The sequence below is a fragment of the Exiguobacterium sp. TDN 0502 genome, from assembly GCF_050846835.1.
Taxonomy (GTDB): domain Bacteria; phylum Bacillota; class Bacilli; order Exiguobacteriales; family Exiguobacteriaceae; genus Exiguobacterium_A.
In genome coordinates, this window is sequence record NZ_JBOZGJ010000002.1 from 211117 (window position 1) to 228985 (window position 17869).

At 48.1% G+C, this 17869-nt stretch carries 18 protein-coding genes; all 18 read right to left on the reverse strand.

Annotated elements, in window-relative coordinates:
* Position 1 precedes the first annotated feature (1 nt).
* On the reverse strand, positions 2-481 hold the full coding sequence (locus ACRPK8_RS04260; protein ID WP_432237065.1) for a cell division protein SepF: 480 nt from the start codon (positions 479-481) through the stop codon (positions 2-4).
* A gap of 40 nt (positions 482-521) precedes the next feature.
* Positions 522-1193 carry a YggS family pyridoxal phosphate-dependent enzyme gene (locus ACRPK8_RS04265; protein WP_432237066.1) on the reverse strand — a complete coding sequence of 224 codons (672 nt, stop codon included), beginning with the start codon at positions 1191-1193 and terminating at the stop codon, positions 522-524.
* A complete protein-coding gene (gene pgeF / locus ACRPK8_RS04270; protein WP_432237067.1) occupies positions 1180-1956 on the reverse strand; it encodes a peptidoglycan editing factor PgeF in 777 nt (258 codons plus the stop codon). The genes ACRPK8_RS04265 and pgeF overlap by 14 nt, the downstream gene beginning before the upstream one ends.
* A gap of 83 nt (positions 1957-2039) precedes the next feature.
* Positions 2040-3194: a cell division protein FtsZ gene (gene ftsZ, locus ACRPK8_RS04275; protein ID WP_029342137.1), complete on the reverse strand. Its 1155-nt coding sequence runs from the start codon at positions 3192-3194 to the stop codon at positions 2040-2042.
* 48 nt (positions 3195-3242) lie between these two features.
* On the reverse strand, positions 3243-4544 hold the full coding sequence (ftsA, locus tag ACRPK8_RS04280) for a cell division protein FtsA (RefSeq protein WP_432237068.1): 1302 nt from the start codon (positions 4542-4544) through the stop codon (positions 3243-3245).
* 229 nt (positions 4545-4773) lie between these two features.
* Positions 4774-5553, reverse strand: a complete 780-nt coding sequence (locus ACRPK8_RS04285) for a cell division protein FtsQ/DivIB (RefSeq protein ID WP_432237069.1) — start codon at positions 5551-5553, stop codon at positions 4774-4776.
* A 60-nt stretch (positions 5554-5613) separates the two neighbouring features.
* Positions 5614-6708 carry an undecaprenyldiphospho-muramoylpentapeptide beta-N-acetylglucosaminyltransferase gene (gene murG / locus ACRPK8_RS04290; protein WP_432237070.1) on the reverse strand — a complete coding sequence of 365 codons (1095 nt, stop codon included), beginning with the start codon at positions 6706-6708 and terminating at the stop codon, positions 5614-5616.
* The gene (gene murD, locus ACRPK8_RS04295) at positions 6705-8051 is read right to left on the reverse strand and encodes a UDP-N-acetylmuramoyl-L-alanine--D-glutamate ligase (protein WP_432237071.1); all 1347 of its coding nucleotides are present in this window, start codon (positions 8049-8051) and stop codon (positions 6705-6707) included. Before murD ends, murG begins: the two co-directional genes overlap by 4 nt.
* A gap of 33 nt (positions 8052-8084) precedes the next feature.
* The gene (gene mraY, locus ACRPK8_RS04300; protein ID WP_432237072.1) at positions 8085-9047 is read right to left on the reverse strand and encodes a phospho-N-acetylmuramoyl-pentapeptide-transferase; all 963 of its coding nucleotides are present in this window, start codon (positions 9045-9047) and stop codon (positions 8085-8087) included.
* 22 nt (positions 9048-9069) lie between these two features.
* On the reverse strand, positions 9070-10389 hold the full coding sequence (locus ACRPK8_RS04305; RefSeq protein ID WP_432237073.1) for a UDP-N-acetylmuramoyl-tripeptide--D-alanyl-D-alanine ligase: 1320 nt from the start codon (positions 10387-10389) through the stop codon (positions 9070-9072).
* Positions 10390-10497: 108 nt separating this feature from the next.
* The gene (locus ACRPK8_RS04310; protein WP_432237074.1) at positions 10498-12567 is read right to left on the reverse strand and encodes a penicillin-binding protein; all 2070 of its coding nucleotides are present in this window, start codon (positions 12565-12567) and stop codon (positions 10498-10500) included.
* Positions 12568-12632: 65 nt separating this feature from the next.
* Positions 12633-13019 (reverse strand): cell division protein FtsL, encoded by a 387-nt coding sequence (ftsL, locus tag ACRPK8_RS04315; protein WP_023468808.1) that lies wholly within the window; start codon positions 13017-13019, stop codon positions 12633-12635.
* A 13-nt stretch (positions 13020-13032) separates the two neighbouring features.
* On the reverse strand, positions 13033-13971 hold the full coding sequence (gene rsmH / locus ACRPK8_RS04320; protein ID WP_432237075.1) for a 16S rRNA (cytosine(1402)-N(4))-methyltransferase RsmH: 939 nt from the start codon (positions 13969-13971) through the stop codon (positions 13033-13035).
* A gap of 161 nt (positions 13972-14132) precedes the next feature.
* Complete coding sequence (gene bshC / locus ACRPK8_RS04325; protein ID WP_432237076.1) at positions 14133-15695, reverse strand: bacillithiol biosynthesis cysteine-adding enzyme BshC; 1563 nt, start codon at positions 15693-15695, stop codon at positions 14133-14135.
* A 31-nt stretch (positions 15696-15726) separates the two neighbouring features.
* Positions 15727-16083, reverse strand: a complete 357-nt coding sequence (locus ACRPK8_RS04330; protein WP_432237077.1) for a DUF3397 family protein — start codon at positions 16081-16083, stop codon at positions 15727-15729.
* Positions 16080-16889 (reverse strand): 2-dehydropantoate 2-reductase, encoded by an 810-nt coding sequence (locus tag ACRPK8_RS04335; RefSeq protein ID WP_432237078.1) that lies wholly within the window; start codon positions 16887-16889, stop codon positions 16080-16082. The genes ACRPK8_RS04330 and ACRPK8_RS04335 overlap by 4 nt, the downstream gene beginning before the upstream one ends.
* Positions 16890-16971: 82 nt before the next feature.
* Positions 16972-17145 (reverse strand): 50S ribosomal protein L32, encoded by a 174-nt coding sequence (gene rpmF / locus ACRPK8_RS04340; protein WP_012370841.1) that lies wholly within the window; start codon positions 17143-17145, stop codon positions 16972-16974.
* 46 nt (positions 17146-17191) lie between these two features.
* Positions 17192-17716, reverse strand: coding sequence for a YceD family protein (locus ACRPK8_RS04345; RefSeq protein ID WP_023468813.1), 525 nt, complete (start codon positions 17714-17716; stop codon positions 17192-17194).
* Positions 17717-17869 lie beyond the last annotated feature (153 nt).

A 17869-nucleotide genomic window follows, 5' to 3' on the forward strand; every position in this document is an offset into this window, starting at 1 on the left:
CTTACCACCCCTTATGATTAATATCATCTTCTCCAAGAAGATTCGAGATGCTACCAGCTAACTCGACGTTGTTCGGAACACAGAGGAGGGTATTCTGACTGATTGTCGTAATCGTTCCATCAAGAGCGAAAACGACACCAGATAAGAAGTTGATCATCTGTCGTGATTGATCTTTTGACATACGCTGCATGTTGACGATGACGGCACGATTCTGACGAAGGTGTTCCCCGATTTCTTGGGCTTCGTTAAAGACACGTGGTTCACTCAAGATGACTTGCGATTTCGTTTTTTTCGTCGCATGAAGCGGCACGATATTCGATTGTTTCACGCTGTCCTCCTTTTGAGCAACACTCGGGGTAGATTCCTCGTAGTACTCTTCATACTCTTGTTGCGACGTACCTCTACCTTTATTTATTGTAGCATCATTTTCATACTCGAGTTCATCTAAATCATCGCTGTTACCGAGAAATAGATTTTGCATTTTTGATTTGAAACCCATATCCCTTTTCCCTTCTTTCCATTTAAATGTGAACGAGTGTCGTTCCGATTCGGACGAACGTCGCACCTTCTTCGATTGCGATTTCAAAATCAGATGACATTCCCATGGACAATTCCGTACAGGGTGCATGAGCCAACTGTTTTGCGGCTACTTCTTGTTGCAGGATTCTTAATGTACGGAAGACCTCGCGAATTTGTTGTTGATCTTCCGTCAAAGGGGCCATCGTCATCAGTCCGATGACTCGAATCGCAGGATACTGTCCAACTTCGTGCAAGAAGGACGGTACATCCTCCGGAGCAATACCCTGTTTTGACTCCTCACCGGATACATTGACCTGAATAAAACAGTCAATCGTCCGGTTCGTCCGTTTATTGATCTCTTCCGCTAAGTGAAGTCGGTCGAGCGAATGCAACACATCGATGGCATCGATGATTTGTCGCACTTTGCGCGTCTGTAACGTACCGATGAAATGCCATGTACAAGCTGTTCGCCCGAGCGCCGCCTGCTTTTCGAGCAATCCATCTGGGCGGTTTTCTCCAAGATGGGTCACTCCGGCAGCCAATAACTCAGAAGCGACTTGACTTGAGACTGATTTCGTCACGCCAATCAACTGTACCTGCTTTTTAAATGAACTCTTTTCAAGAGCATGCTGCATTTGTTCAGTGACCCGTTGTACATTTTCAAGAATTGACATCCAATGACTCCTTTACAATCAAACTTGCGAAGCGTCCACCGTGATCACCGTGTCGATAAGAGAAATAATCCTCTGCCTGGCAATGTGTACACAAACCAGAATCCAGAACATCACCTACTCCGCACCGTTCGGCTAACGCTGCATTTGTTTTTTGTAGCGATAACATCGCTTTTCCATCTTCCTTGCGTATGTAAGGAGACTCGTCTAGTTGTAATGCATCAATGGCATCGGTGACCGGCTGGTCGACTTCATAACAACACTCTCGAATCGACGGACCAATGACCATCTGAATCGATGAGCGACTAGCTCCCGCACGTTCCATTTGTTCGACCGTCGCTTCAACGATGTTAGCGACCGTCCCACGCCATCCAGCGTGCGTATTCGCGATGATGCCTGTCGTCGGATCACAGAAAACGAGCGGCACACAATCAGCAAACAACATCATCAACAAAACGTTCGAGTCCGTCGTCACCAATCCATCTGTACCCGGAATCGCTGTTTCATAATCCAAAGCGCCGCGTCCAGAGTCAAGTGTCGTCACTTGTTCGACATGATTGCCATGGACCTGCTCCGCCCAAATCGAATTCTCGAGCGAAAGATCTAATTGCCGAGCGATGACCTGCCGATTTTGGATGACACCATCTCGATCGTCATGGACATGTAAGCCCAAATTTCCATTTTCATGTGGTGCAGCGAACTTCGTCGTAAATGCCGCCCGTACGGTTCCGGTCGGTGTATCCCATTTGATCCATTGCCCAAACATGTTCCTGCCTCCTTCGTTTTAAAAAAAGAGGCGCCGCTTACGCGACACCTCTTGGTTTAGCAGTCGTGTCACTGGAACATCGATCAACGATTATTCCGGCGAAGGAAAGATGGGATGTCCATCGTTTCTTCGACATCTGGCGCTTTAGCCGGTTCAGGATTCGAGCTGACAGGTGTCTCTTCGACTTGTGGTTTTGACTCCTCTGTTGGTGGTGGAGTCGCTTGTTTTTTCTTCAACAGATTTTTCATCATTTCTTGAGCGGACGGAATTTCGAAGTCGAGTGGTTCATTTTCGAATTCTGTCGCAATGACCGTGACGATGATTTCGTCCTCGAGGTTGTCGTTGATGACCGAACCGAAAATCAAGTTGACTTCCTCGTCTGCTGCACTTTGGACGATTTGTGCTGCTTCCGTCACTTCGTACAAGCTGAGGTTCGCACTACCCGTGATGTTCATCAGGACACCTTTCGCCCCTTCGATCGATGTCTCAAGCAACGGACTCGAAATCGCCTTCTTCGCTGCTTCCGTCGCACGGTGTTCACCTGTTGCGACACCCACACCCATCAATGCAGATCCTTTTTCAGTCATGATCGTCTTGACATCGGCGAAGTCAAGGTTAATCAAACCAGGTACAGCGATTAAGTCCGTGATCCCTTGTACACCCTGACGCAAGACATTATCCGCTTCTTTGAACGCTTCGAGCATCGGTGTGTTCCGATCAACGATTTCAAGCAACTTATCGTTCGGAATGACGATGAGTGTATCGACTTTTTCTTTGAAGTTCTGGACACCCGAAACAGCATGTTGCATCCGTTTGCGCCCTTCGAACATGAATGGTTTTGTCACGACGCCGACTGTCAATGCACCGATTTCTTTTGAAATCTCTGCAATGACTGGCGCTGCTCCAGTTCCTGTTCCGCCACCCATTCCGGCTGTAACGAAGACCATGTCAGCACCCGAAAGAATTTCTGTCAATTGCTCCCGGCTCTCTTCTGCTGCTTTTTTACCGATCTCTGGGTTCGCACCTGCACCAAGACCGCGTGTCAGTTTTGCCCCGAGTTGTAATTTCACATCGGCTTGTGACATGTTCAATGCTTGCGCATCCGTATTCACCGCGATGAATTCTACGCCTTGGACACCGTGTTCAATCATTCGGTTGACGGCGTTCGATCCGCCACCGCCTACACCGATGACCTTGATTTTTGCTACTTGGTCCATCATTTCATCAAAATGCAACATAAAAAGGGCCCCCTAATATTTTTTTACTCATTGGATTTTTTGTAGGCATTAACCAAAGAATTTCTCAAAGAAACTGCTGAATGACTTTTTCTCTTTTGGAGGCTGTTCACGTTGCGACCGGTCATCCCGAACAGGAGCAGCCTGTTCGTTAAGCAGAGCATCCTGTTCACGCCCATGGGCTACGACTTCCTTTTCTTCCGCCCGGTCAAACCCAGATTTCGAAACGGCACTACGTGAGAGTACATATCGTAACATACCCGCCGCCACTGCATATTTCGGATGACGAATACCTAGGCTAGCCGGCTGATAGACGTTGACGCTCTGCTGAAAGATGCGTTTCCCGAGCTGATCGATGCCAGGAAGTGATGAACTGCCACCGCACAGGATCAATCCGCTGTTCATATGCGCATACCCTGCTTGAGTCATTCGTTTTTGGATCATCTCGAAGATTTCTTCAAGACGTGCTTCAAGAACGAAACCGATTTCCGATTGCGGTTCAAAACGATGCTCGCCGTTGATCGTCACGTAAGAGACTTTCTCTTCCGGGTCACCGAGTGCTTCTAAGGCAACACCATATTCTTCTTTTGCGAGTTTCGCATCTTGGTATTTGCAGTTCATCTTGTACGTCAAATCGCGTGTCAGATGATCGCCACCGTATGGCAATGTCGTCGAGTAGACGAGGTCGTTCTTTTCGTAAATCGAAAGTGTCGTCGTCTCATGTCCGATATCGATGATTCCGACGCCAAGCTCGAGCTCGTCAATCGATGCGGCGATTCTAGATACCGCTAAACTCTCCAGCACATATCCAGCAAGCTCTAGACCAGCCCGTTCAATGGAACGTTTAATGCTATGTAGGATCGTCTTCGCACCGATGATAAGCTTCCCTGTTACTTCGAGACGATAACCGATCATTCCTCTCGGATCAGTGATTTCTGTTTGCTGGTCGACCGTGAAGGTCTTCGGCAGCACATCTACGACACTGAGTTCGTTCGGGATACGCATGACCATCGCTGAATGTAGGACATCTTTCACGTCATCGTCCGTGATCTCGTTGTCCTCCCCTTTGATCGACGTCATACCTTGGCAATCCTTGACTTGAATGTGTTCACCTGAAATAGCGACATATACTTCACCAATCGGCTCACCGAGTGTGCGTTCCACTTCCGTGACCGCTTGTTTAATGGCATTTACTGTTTGATCGATGTCCACGATGACACCACGCTTAACACCCGCGGATGGTGCAGAACCTTCAGCCAGAACGTTCAGTGTTCCACCAAGTAGTTCACCGACGATGAGTTTCACCTCCGATGTCCCAATGTCGAGTGCGGCAATCGTACCTTTCGTTTCCATGGGAGTGACACCTCCACTTTCATAATACTAATCCTTTTTATTCCTAATTATATTATAGGAAAGAGACAAGCTTCTTCTCGTTTAAGTCTACACTATCTGAATACTTACGAAAAGAAGTTATTGCCCGTCTTAGCGCCGTATTAGATTACGATTTGATGACGATTCGAATAATGCCTGATGAATGAAAACACATGTTTGTTCTTTTATTCATCAGCCTCTTTCGAATTCCCTATTTTTTCCCTTTATATGGTTTGAAATAGATACCGCCATCGATCGTGATCGTGCCTGTCTTCCCTTTTGGTAAAGCGGAAATGACCTTTACATACTCGTTCAATGAATTTGAAAATGCCGATGTACTGAGCAATACGGTATTCCCATCCGTCATGAACAATTTAAGACCACCCTTATCCGTTTTATCATTGGCGACGATCTCTGAAATCCGACTCCGTACTTTCGGTTCGATTTTGACGAGTTCCTTCGTCAGACGAATTAAGGACTGATCCGTAAAACCGGTCAGAATCGGTGCATCGAATAGTTCTTCCTTCGATTTCCCAGGGATGATCGTGCCATCCGCCAGTACGATCCGATCACCCGGCTTATCTTTCGCGTAGGCAATTTCCTTCTCTTCTGTCACTGTCACATGATACTTGTGCAAAAATTGTTTTTGCATCGTTGCCTCTTGAATGCCCGGAACCTTTTCGATGCGTTCCAACACCTTTTCTTCTGAAACGTTAAAGGCGTGGGTTTCATGTACGTTGATTCCTGATGCGCTCAAGATATCACTTGTTTTGACATTGATGTTTCCATCAATCACAAATTCGGCAACCCGTGAGTAACTGGACTGTAGATAAAAGACGACACCGACCAACAGACCAATCAAAATGAGGACATAGATAAGTCGTCGGTTGGCTTTCTTACGACGTTGTTCACGGATATACGGTATCTTATCTTCGAGACTGCGGACGTTTTCGTCCTCTTGCGGCCGTCCGACCGCTCTCCGTTCCCTCACGCCTCATTCCCCCTCCATACGTAACAGTTCATTTCCCTATCGGTCTTTTCCTGCAATAGTTTAGTTTTTTTGCCCTGCTAGCCGTAACAATTCATCGACGAGATCCCGTGAAGCGTGCGGCATGCCGAGAGCGAGGGCAGCTTCTGACATCTTTTGCTGTTGTGCGAGCGCTTGAACACATGCCTCAAACAATCGATCACCCGTCAGCTCTTGTTCACGAATCAATAGACTAGCCCCCGTCTCGACGAGCGATGAGGCATTGACTTCCTGGTGATTCTCCGTCACATAAGGACTTGGAATGAGCACACTCGGGAGTCCGAGTGTCGTCAGTTCTGCGAGCGTACTTGCCCCTGAACGCGAGATGACCAGTTGACTGGCCTTTAAGATGTTCGGTAAGTCATAGACGAACGGTCGCAACTGAATGCGCTCCGGTACGGAACCGACACGTGAAGCAATCGTATCGTAATGAATCTGACCGGTAACGAAGAGCAGTGACCAGCCTGCCTGTTCCACTTTCGGCATCATCTCGACGACCGCTTCATTGATGGCGGGTGCACCGCGGCTCCCCCCGTAAATGACGACGAGTGGTCGTCCCTCTTCAAAACCGAACCGTTGACGTTCTGCGAGCGGGTCAATCTTTAATTCCGCCACTTCCGAGGCACGCGGATTACCGATTAGAACCGTTTTGGATTCATTTTTACCGAAGTGGTGACCGGACCCCTTAAACGACAAGGCGACACGATCGACATAACGTGCTAAAAACTTATTCGTGATGCCCGGTAAACTGTTTTGTTCATGAACGAGTGTCTTGAATCCCATCTTTGCAGCTGTGTATAATACCGGTCCACAGACGAAACCACCTGTACCGACGACGATATCCGGTTGGAACTGGCGCAGCAGTCGACGAACACGCCGGACGCTCTTGACGAAGCGGATACCTGTTTTAACGTTTTCAAACGATAGTGATCGACGAATGCCGGAGATTTCGATTGATTCAAAGGGAATCCCTGCTCGGCGGACGATGTCTGCTTCGAGACCATTTTCCGTACCGATATAGAGAACCTCACATGGCATCCGTTGTTCAAGTTCACGAATCATAGCGAGAGCAGGGTAGATGTGTCCACCTGTTCCGCCTCCCGAGACGACGATTTTCATACAACTGTTCCTCCTACCTGGTGAACCGCACGAACGAAATGATCGCCGCGCTCTTCATATGTCTTATATTGATCCCAACTCGCTGATGCCGGTGATAAGAGAATGATATCTCCCGGTTGTGAGATTGCAAACGCGGCGGTGACTGCTTCATCCATCGTTTCAACGACTGTCGACGGATAACCGTTTTCTGATGCAAGCGCGCCAAAACGGTGCCCTGTCTCACCTAAACCAATGACATGTTTTACATGCGTCATCGCACCAAGTAATGGTGTTAAATCTGCTCCACGTTCAAGTCCGCCACATAACCAGACGACCGGAGCATTGAATCCGGATAATGCCGCCTCCGTCGCGACATTGTTCGTCGCCTTCGAATCATTATAGACTTTCCGACCAGCGATCTCTCCCACATATTGCGTACGGTGAGCCACACCACCGAATGTCCGGAGGACCTGTTGAACGTCACGTAACGCCAATTCGAACGGTTCGACGAGCGTTAAGGCTGCCAGGACGTTTTCGACATTGTGCCCCCCACCGAGAGCCAGCTCGCTTACCGGTAAGATGGCCGTTCCATTGAGTGTAATCGTGTCCTGTAAGATTTCTGCATAAGCCGGTTGACGGCGAGAGAAGGTAAGCCGCGAAGCGTGTGCCGTTTCTCCTAATTCCCTTACCGAGTCATCGTCTGCATTGAGGACGAGACGGTCTGATGATTGCATATTCTTGAAGATACGCGCTTTAGCAGCACCATACGATCCAAAATCACCATGATAATCCAGATGTGCCGGTGATAGATTGAGGAAAGCCGCCGTATAAGGACGGAATTGATCAATCCCCATCAATTGGAAACTCGACAATTCAATGACGATAATATCATCTTTCTTCGCCTGCGCTGCGATCTCGATTGCCGGGAAACCGATGTTTCCTGCCAAATGTACCGGACGCTTCCCGGTTTTTAATAATTCATGGACAAGGGTCGTCGTCGTCGTCTTCCCGTTGGAGCCCGTAATCGCTACCCACGTCGCTTCCGTGGCTTGATACGCTAGCTCCACTTCCGTCCAAATCGGGATGTTCCGTTTCAACGCTTCTTGTAACAAGTCGATCCGGTACGGAATACCAGGATTTTTAACAATGAGATCGACATCGTCGAGCAAAACAAGTGGATGCTCTCCGTAGACCGTTTTGACGCCGAGTGACGCAAGTGTCGCTTGATCATCCTCCGACGGCATACTACCATCATTGACCGTTACATCAGCACCGACCTCTACGAGATAGCGTGCCGCTGCAATTCCGCTCTTCGCCGTTCCGAGAACGAGCACTTTTTGATTGTTCCATTGTCGTTGTTCCATCGTTGAATCGCTCACTTTCTCTCTCCGTTTTTATCACATGAATAGGTAGGCGATGAACGCCATCAAACAGCTGATGCCCGCGAATGTACCGACGATCCGCCATTCGCTCCATCCGACCATCTCGAAGTGATGATGAATCGGGCTCATCTTAAAAATACGCTTTCCTGTCGTCTTAAAGGAAATGACCTGCAGGATGACCGACAGTGTCTCAATGACGAAGACGATTCCGATCAAGACGAGTAATAGTTCAAGCTTCAAGACGATTGAAAGACCGGCAAGCGCCGCACCAAGTGCAAGCGATCCTGTGTCACCCATGAAGATTTTGGCAGGATGTGCATTGAACAAGAGAAATCCAATCAATGCCCCCACTGCCGAGAACGCAAAACAGGCTGCTCCGATTTCATCGGCAATGAACCAACTGTATAACCCGAAGAAGAGAAATGTCGGGATTGCCGTAAACGATACGAGCCCATCAAGTCCGTCCGTCAAATTGACCGCATTCGAGAAGCCAACTAACCAGAACAGCGCAACGAACGGATAGATGATGCCGAAGTCGATCTGAAGATCTGTGAATGGAACGGCTAAATAGGTCGCATCACTCGTAAATCCACCGCTCAACCAGACGAACAGCAAGCCAACGACGATTTGTCCGATTAATTTTTGTTTTGAATTCAGACCGAGGTTCCGTTTCTTAACGACTTTGATGTAATCATCGATGAAACCGATCGCGCCATAAGCAAGCGTCAAAAAGAGTAATGATAATTGCGTCGTCGACAGGTCACCCATGACAACGGCTCCAAGGACGCTGACGATCATCGCCACAAGAATGACGATTCCCCCCATCGTTGGTGTTCCTGATTTCACCTGGTGCCACTGCGGACCTTCCTCACGAATCTCCTGACCGAATTTCAAACGATGCAGAAACGGAATCGCCTTTGGCATGACAAGTAATACAACAAGAAATGCAAGAATAAGACTGATAAATAATGTGATCATAGCAGACACCCTTTTTCAAAAATTAGTTTTCGTTCAGATAAGTCAATATCCGTTCGAGCGCCATCCCACGTGACGCCTTCAATAAAACAATCGTTCGTTCTCCAAGCAATGGACGCAATCGCTTTGCCGCCTCCTCGACGGTTGACGCGAACTGAATCTGGACGGACGGGTCACTGATTCCTTCAGCAATCCACGCGCCTTTCTCCCCTACTAGGATAGCATGCGAGACGGGTAACGCAATCCGCTTTCCGACGGAGGCGTGCAATAAACGCTCTTCCTCTCCCAGTTCATACATATCTCCGAGGACGAGCACACGTGTCGTATATCCTTCGAGTGCACCGACTGTCTCGATGGCCGCGTTCATCGATGTCGGACTGGCATTGTAAGCATCATTGATGATGGCCGTCTCTTCAAATACGAGTCGTTCCATTCGCATCGGGGTCAGTTCGACAGCATCGAATCCTTCCTGGATTTTTGAATCGTTTACACCCAGCGCCCGTGCAGTCGCGATCGCATAGGCCGCGTTACGGACTTGATGTTTGCCGAGTACAGGCAGGTGGAACGTCGTACCATCGAATAGGAACGCCGTACCAAAGAACGTCGCTTCCGTCGTCTCGATGCGGTACGTATTGCCAATCTGATAACCGATTTTTTCCGCTTCGATTCCTGACAGGAGCGGTTCGTCACCGTCGATGAACAGATGTCCACCTGGTTTAAGTCCTGACCGAATCTCAAGCTTCGCTTTGGCGATGCCGCTACGCCCACCGACTTGTTCGGCGTGGGATTCCCCGATGTTCGTCACAAGTGCAATGTCTGGTTCTGCTAGGTTCGAGAGAAACTCAATATCTCCAAAACCATTCATCCCCATTTCAAGTACAGCCACTTCCGTATCGTTTGGCATCATCAGGATCGTCAGCGGCATTCCGATATCCGAGTTGAAGTTTCCTAGCGTCTTATGTGTCTTAAACGTCGTCTTGAGTACACTCTCGACCATATCCTTCGTCGATGTTTTACCGTTTGATCCCGTAATAGCGACGACTTTCGGTGCAACGTGCAATAAGTATTGCTTCGCAATCTGCTGCAGAGCAGCAAGTGGTTCGTCGACTTCTAGAAAGACAACATCGACATCTGGTCGTTCGATACCTTTTTTCCATAAGGTGACGATTGCCCCTTGCTCTTTGGCACCCTCGATGAAACGATGTCCGTCGACGCGTGCACCTTGAATCGGAATATAAAGACCGTCTTCGAGTAGCGCTCGTGAATCCGTCGCAAAATGACGGACGATCCGGTCATCCTGCACGTCTACTTCTATCCATTCAGCGATCTGCGTAATTGTTAACATCCTCTATTCCTCCATTCGATGACAGCAAAAGAGGACGAATGCAAAAGTCAACGAATGACTCCTGTTCGTCCTCGTCCTCCTGTAGAAATCAGGAAACTTGCTCCACCATTACTCTTTTGGTTCAGCTAGTTCAACCGTCAACTTTCCATTTTCCTTCACTAGTGTACCAGTTCGTGCCGATTGTTTGGTTACAAAACCTTTACCAATGACGTCCAGCTTCAAATCATACAAGCTGACGAGTTTTTTGACATCTCGTTGCGACCATCCCGTCAAGTCCGGCATTTTAAAGGTGTTTGCCGTCTTCAGTAAGACACGTTCCCCACTGACGAACTCCTGACCACGTGTCGGGATTTGGGACACGACTTCTGCCCCATCTCCTAAGATGATTGGAACGGCCTCTTGTTCTTTTGCCAGGTCCGTTGCTTGACGAGCACTCTTCTTGATGTAACTCGGCGTGATTTTGGCTTTGACATCTACCGAATCCTTCTGCGTTTCCGGCTGGATGCTGCGGTATTGCAATGCTGTGTTCATGACACTTTTAAAGACAGGACTCATGATGAGAGGTCCAGAGACCGACGATTCATTTTTCGACGGCCGGTCAACAGCAATATACATGATCAACTCCGGGTCGTCCTTCGGCGCCATACCGATGAACGAGTGAATGAATTGTCCTTGAATGTACTTTCCATTTTCTGAAATCTGGGCCGTACCGGTTTTCCCGATGACACGGTAATCTTTTAACTTGTACATTTGACCGGTACCGATTTTGCTATTGACGACACCGTCAAGTGCTTCGCGGGTTGCTTTCGCTGCTTCAGCAGAGATCGGCTTACCGACGACTTCTGTTTTTGCCCGATACGGTGCTTTGTCCGTATGGTCCGCTTTCTGGATGATATGCGGTTTGACCATCTCTCCGTCTCCGGCAATCGCAGTTGCTCCCTGGAGCAGTTGCATCGGTGTAACGGCAGTCGATTGCCCCCATGAAGTAATGAGCGCATTCAACGGTTTCGACAAATCAGACTGACTGTTTACTTCTCCCGAGATGTCTATACCCGTTCGTTGGTCAAAATGAAACTTCTTAAAGTAATCTTTATAGCGCTCGATCCCAAGTTTTTCTGCCGTCAATTTCGAAAACATGACGTTCGACGAGTGATAGACCCCCTCAATCATCGGAATCGTTCCCCACCCGACATCATTGTAATCTTTGATGACTGTTCCTTTATAGTTGTAACTGCCTGACTTATACATCTCGTTCGGTCGGAAGACACCTGCATCGATGGCTGCCGCGAGCGTAAAGATTTTCATCGTCGAACCCGGCTCAAAGCGAGAGGACACCGCAAAGTTCGTAAAATCCGTCATATCACGTAAGTTCGGATTAAAGGACGGTCGATCCGTCATCGCTAGAATCTCACCGGTTTTCGCATCCATGACGATCCCCGTCGCATTCTTCGGCTTATACGTGTCGTACATTTTCTGCATTTGTTTTTCAAGTGCTTGTTGAATCCGGTGATCGATCGTCAGATAGAGATTCGAACCATCCTTCGGTTCGTTCGAGACACGAGACGACCCTTGAATGAGCGGGTTCCCGCTCCGATCCTTCTCAAAGACACGCGCTCCGTAGGATTCACTCAGCGCCTTATCATACTGCTTCTCGATCCCCATCTGTCCTTTTAAGGCGACACGACCGTTTTCCTCAGTGATTTTTTGAACGAACCCCAGCGTATCCGACAAGAAGATACCGTTCGGGTAATAGCGTTTCGGCTCCTCGATCATTCGGATTCCGGGCAATTTCAGCTTATCGATCTTCTCTTTTTGATCAAGCGTCAAATCATTTCCTTTTTTACCGAATTCGATTTGGGAACGATCCTTGTTTTCAATCAAGTATGTCTCCAGTTCCTTCACCGTCATCCCAAGAATCGGCGCAAGACCTTCAGCCGTCCGCTTGAAGTCGACGATCGTCTCGTCTGGATCTTTGACGCCACCGAGTCGGTAAATACCAATCAGATGATACGACGGCACGTTGATCGCAATCGGAGAGCCGAGACGGTCAAAAATCTCTCCCCGTTCCGCACCTAACGTTTCTTGCGACTCCCAGCGTTTTTTCTCGGCGTAGGCAATCATATCCTCACCATGGAATTGCTTCGTCGTTGCTAAGTATAAAAATCGGCCAATGAACACAAAAAAGAGAGTAGCAAATATCACCATGATAAAGGCTACTCTCCAACGGGCTTTTTTCAGTGGATTCATTTAGGAATCACCTTGATGTTCCCTTTACGCATATCAAGACCTTGTTCTTTCGCAATCTTATAAATCCGTTCCGGAGAGCTTAAGTTCGTGACCTCTAGTTGTAAACGTTCATTTTCTTTTTTGAGCGATTGTGTGACTTGATTTTCTTTTGCTAAGTCACGGCTGACGTTATACGCCTCGTTGTGTGTACTGATCGTCAAACTCCCAAATAACACCAGACCACCAATCATCGCACTGTATAAGAATTTTTCAAACGGATACAAGCGATACTTCGGACGGACGGCGACGCGACGCGCGATATCTTCCGTCTTCCGTGGCTCCTGAACAGGTTGTTGACGAACGGGTTGAACCGTTTGGACCGATTTACGAAGTGGTTCTGCCATTGGAATGCTCCTCTCAAGATTCTTTCATTTTTTCAGCGACTCGTAATTTTGCCGATCGGGCACGCCGATTGTCATCGAGCTCTTCGACGCCTGCTGTAATCGGCTTGCGTGTGATGAGTTTAAGTTCCGGCTCCATCTCGACAGGAATCATCGGTAACCCCGGTGGAAGTTCGGGAAGTGATGATTTTTCCTTGATTGCCTGTTTACACATCCGATCTTCGAGTGAATGGAACGTAATGACACAAAGACGTCCCCCGACTCGCAACAGATCGATTGCTTGATGTACTGCACGGTCAAAGACATTTAATTCATCATTGACAGCGATCCGGATCGCTTGGAACGTCCGTTTTGCAGGGTGACCGCCTTTTCTTCTTGCCGGTGCCGGAATCGCATCCTTGATCAGTTCGACGAGTTCGAATGTCGTTTCGATCGGTCGCTCTTCCCGCGCCTTTTCGATCTTGCGCGCAATTTGTTTCGAGAATTTCTCTTCCCCGTATGTAAAGAAGATACGTACGAGATCATTGTATGACCACTCATTGACGACTTCATAAGCGGAAAGTGGAGAAGATTGATCCATGCGCATGTCGAGACGTGCGTCGTGATTGTAACTGAATCCCCGTTCCCCTTCGTCTAATTGTGGTGAAGAGACACCGAGATCAAATAAGATGCCGTCTACTTTCTCGACACCATGTGCTGCCAACTGCTCTTTCAGGTAAGCGAAATTACTTTTTATCAATGTGAAGCGACCTTCATACGCCGCGAGACGTTCTGCTGCATGGGCGAGTGCGACATCATCTTGATCAAACGCGTACAGATGACCTGTCGTCAATTGCTTGACGATCTCTTCGCTATGACCTGCCCCACCTAATGTACAATCGACATAAATGCCGTCCGGTTTAATCGCGAGTCCTTCAATCGACTCCCATTTCAATACTGTTTCATGCTCAAACATGTCCTGCCTCACCTTTCACTGTCCTTAAAGGACGTTACTCTTTTTCAATGTATCATATTCTCTCCTGAAAACGTTACGAAAATGAGACAGTTTACTTGATTTATTTAACTTTTGTGTATTTTTCGCTAAAAAACCGAAAAAACCTGCTTATTTCAGCAGGTTTAAAGGAAAATCTTCAACTGTTCACTCGTGCCCGCTTCATAAGCTTGGCGTAAGTTCTGTACGAAATCAAACCCATGGTGGTTTAACCACGGTAAGACGGAATGAATCCGCTCTTGCGGCGCACCATCGGGGAGCACGTGATAGGCTGTCTCTTTATACTGCCGCGTCTGACGGTCAAATTGACGTCGATCCTCCGCCAACAGACTAGCTAGTGACTGTTCGAGTTGCTTCTTGATTTTCTCACTCTTACTCGATGTCCGCAGCAGATGATGTTCAAGCGTATGGAACTCGGTGACGAAACTATCTTTGAGCATCGCCGCTGTGTGCATGCGCCCCGTCATCTTCTCTTCTGAATAGACAGGAATCGGAACACCTGACTTTATAGCCTCCTCAAAGGACACATGAAGTTTCGCGAGACGTTTTTCATCACTATGACGTACGAGTAGTCCGCCCATACGGGGAACTAGCACCGGCATCGTCCAGTCGAGATGATGAAAGAGCGGACGTAATCGTGTCCAGTAAGCAAGTTCCCCGGGACCGCCGATGTATGCAAGTGTCGGAAACAGATAGTCCTGCATCAGCGGACGCGTCACGACACTATTTGAGAAGCGTTCCGGGCTGGCATACAGGAGTGCGATCAACTCAAGTTCTGTAAACTGCTTCCCTTGTTTCGTTTCAAATCCGTCTACCGTCGGATAAAGCAACTGGCGACCGTGATCGTCGAGGAAAAGGTGAGCTGCCTCCTCGTTTAAAAATGTATCAGGCAAGTCCTTCGTTTGTTCGATTCCTTCAGACAACGCACGTCTCAACTCGGCATTCTCTTGGATCAACCGTTCAAAAAACGGAATCTCAAGTTCCCGTACAGCGGGTGCATCAGCGTCAAAAAACAGAATGTCATAATCGACGAGTTCACCCATCAATCGGGAAAAGAACGCTCCGTAAGAGGCAGACTCCTGAACAAGCTTCTGCAAGCGGTCGAAAAGCGACCGTGTATGTTCCGTCTCCGGCATCGCTTGAAACGTCTCATGCAAAAGATCGAGAAGCGCTGAGCGGTCGAACGCGAGACGACTGACCGAACGGGCAACCGTCTCCTGAGGTGCAAGTGCGAGTTTTCGTGGCTGAAAATCCGCTGTCGGGACATACACATGATTGATTTCATCAAAATCGTGATCTTCGGTCGCGAGCCAAAATACCGGGACGACAGGACGTTCGAGTGTCGTCTCCGCCTGCTGCGCGACCTTAAGACAGGTTAAGAGCTTATAGATCGCATATAAAGGACCACCGAAGATGCCGGTCTGTTGTCCTGTTATGACGACTTGCGCCTCACCTGCACGAAGTTTTACGATGCGCTCACGAAGTCGTTGCGTCATCTGCGGATTCTGTCGTTCTAATTCGTCTGTCAATGCCGCAAGATGCGGAAAGTGGCGTTTCGCTAACAGTTCACTCCGCGACACGAGTCCACTCTCTCCGAGATGGTCGACATATGTTAAGAATTCTTCTCGTGAAGCACGATGCATCAGCGAGTTATCATCATATAAGGCTTCAAATGGTTGTACCTTCAAACAAAATCCCTTCTTTCTTACCTAACTGAGATCAACTGATGAACAGCTGATGCATACCAAGCACGAACAATACGAAATGAATCGGTAGCGCAAGTAACATGATAATCCGCCAACTATGACGGATCATCTGCCTGAAATCGACATCAAGTTGCCGGGCTCTTTGCCAGAGCGCATTCAGTGCAAAAATCAGCAGGACGGCAATGATGATCCAGCCCAGATAGTTCGTTCCCGTTAAAGCAATCAAGGCGACATGAATCGCATACAGGACGATGAACGTTCCGATATCAAGTGAATACCGAACGGCTTTCCCGTGTTTTCGAAACAGAAGTAAGAACAGAAGATACAATACCATCAGGCTGAATAAAGGAAAAATGATGAAGACCGTCACCGCGGACCCTCCTTTTGTTTAATCTGGTCGTAAAAAAAGGATAGACGAGGCGTCACTACGGTTGCCTGACGTAAAGCATATCCTAGTATCGGTTCCACTTCTGTTTGTCTACCGTACTCAAGATCACGTAGCATCGAAGAACGGTTTTTGCTCGTATTCAGCATGACGCGCTCGATTTCAGCATACGTAATGGGGTGCTGCGGAAAAATCATCTGCATCTCATCAAACAATTGACGCGCTTCCTCCCGATACGGCGTTTCTAGAAGGCGTCCGTTCTCGACACCGTAATAGGCCGTCACCGGATTGATGACGACGTTGATGAATAATTTCGTCAGCAATACGGATTCCATATCGGGCTCGCATTCGAATCGGAGCTGTTCTTGCATCAACGCTGGAATTAACTGATCCCCGTAACGGATACGTCCTTTTCCAGTATGTCGCACCTCAAACGGTCCCACCCGCATCGCCCCATGTTCGACGACACCGAATAGGGGGTGGCGCAACTGATGCTTCCACTTCAAATGGTCCATTCCATTTTGCAGGAACATGACCGGGCACGTCAGCCGCTCCACGAATGGAATCACACTTTTTATATCATACGACTTTGTCGCAATAAACACCAAGTCTTCCGACTCGAGCCGGTCAATCTGACGGACGCGTATGACAGGGCTCTCTTGTCCATCACGCAAAATCGTGCGCTTCTCATCATTTTCTTGTCGGGTATAGAGGGTGACCGCATGCTCTTCAGCTAAGTAAGACGCAAGTAACAATCCGATGGCTCCCGCGCCAATGATTCCGATATTCATCGCCTGTTTCTCCTTTCATGAAAAAAGCGACCTTAAAACCGATTTCTCGATTTGAAGGTCGCTTTTATACCGATCAATCAGCTTACTTGCTGACGATTTCTTTACCTTTGTACGAGCCACATGCTTTACAAACACGGTGTGAAAGTTTCATTTCACCACAGTTTGGGCACTCGACCATACCTGGTACACGGAGTTTGAAATGAGTACGGCGAAGACGTTTGCGTGTTTTCGACGTTCTGCGGAATGGTACTGCCATCGTTGTCCACCTCCTTGAAAAAATACACTCGCCTTTACTTCAGAAATCAGGAGTCCTGATCTTTTTTAAAGAACTGAGCGAGACCCGCGAGTCGCGGATCGATTTTTGGTTCGGTTTCCTCTGGATCTTCTTCAGAAAGAATCGTCCAGCCTTCCCCCTCAACCAACTGATTCTCTTCATCATCCCCATGCACTTGCACTGGCACATGAAGTAAAATCAATTCTTGCACGAGCGGTCGAAGATCGACCGTATTCCCGATCGGTACGTTGATGTCATCTGCTTCGTTTGAAACAGCATCGACTTCGAGCAGGAATGGCTCGATGGATTCAATCTCGAATGGATAAGCGACGTCATTTAGCGTCCGGGCATCCGGAAGCGTCATTTCGCCGGTGATCCGAAGATTGAATATTAATTGATTCGATGTAAACGATGCATTTGCACGAACGTGCACAGGTTGCACCGCCCGGATATCCGGATGGAGGGCGACTAGCTCATTGAGCTCGATCGTCTCGTTAACCTGAAGTTGACCCAGATTGCGCAATTTATTCAATTGCATCAGGGACCATTTCATCCGAATCACCTCAATTGCAACAATATGAATTATAGAGAGGACATCTTGTTTTGTCAATGTTTTTTCTTTACACTGAAATCGCTAGAGAACGAACACTTTTGGACGTCTTTATCCATATTACCGCACTTAATTCGGTTTGCAAAGGAGAAAGTT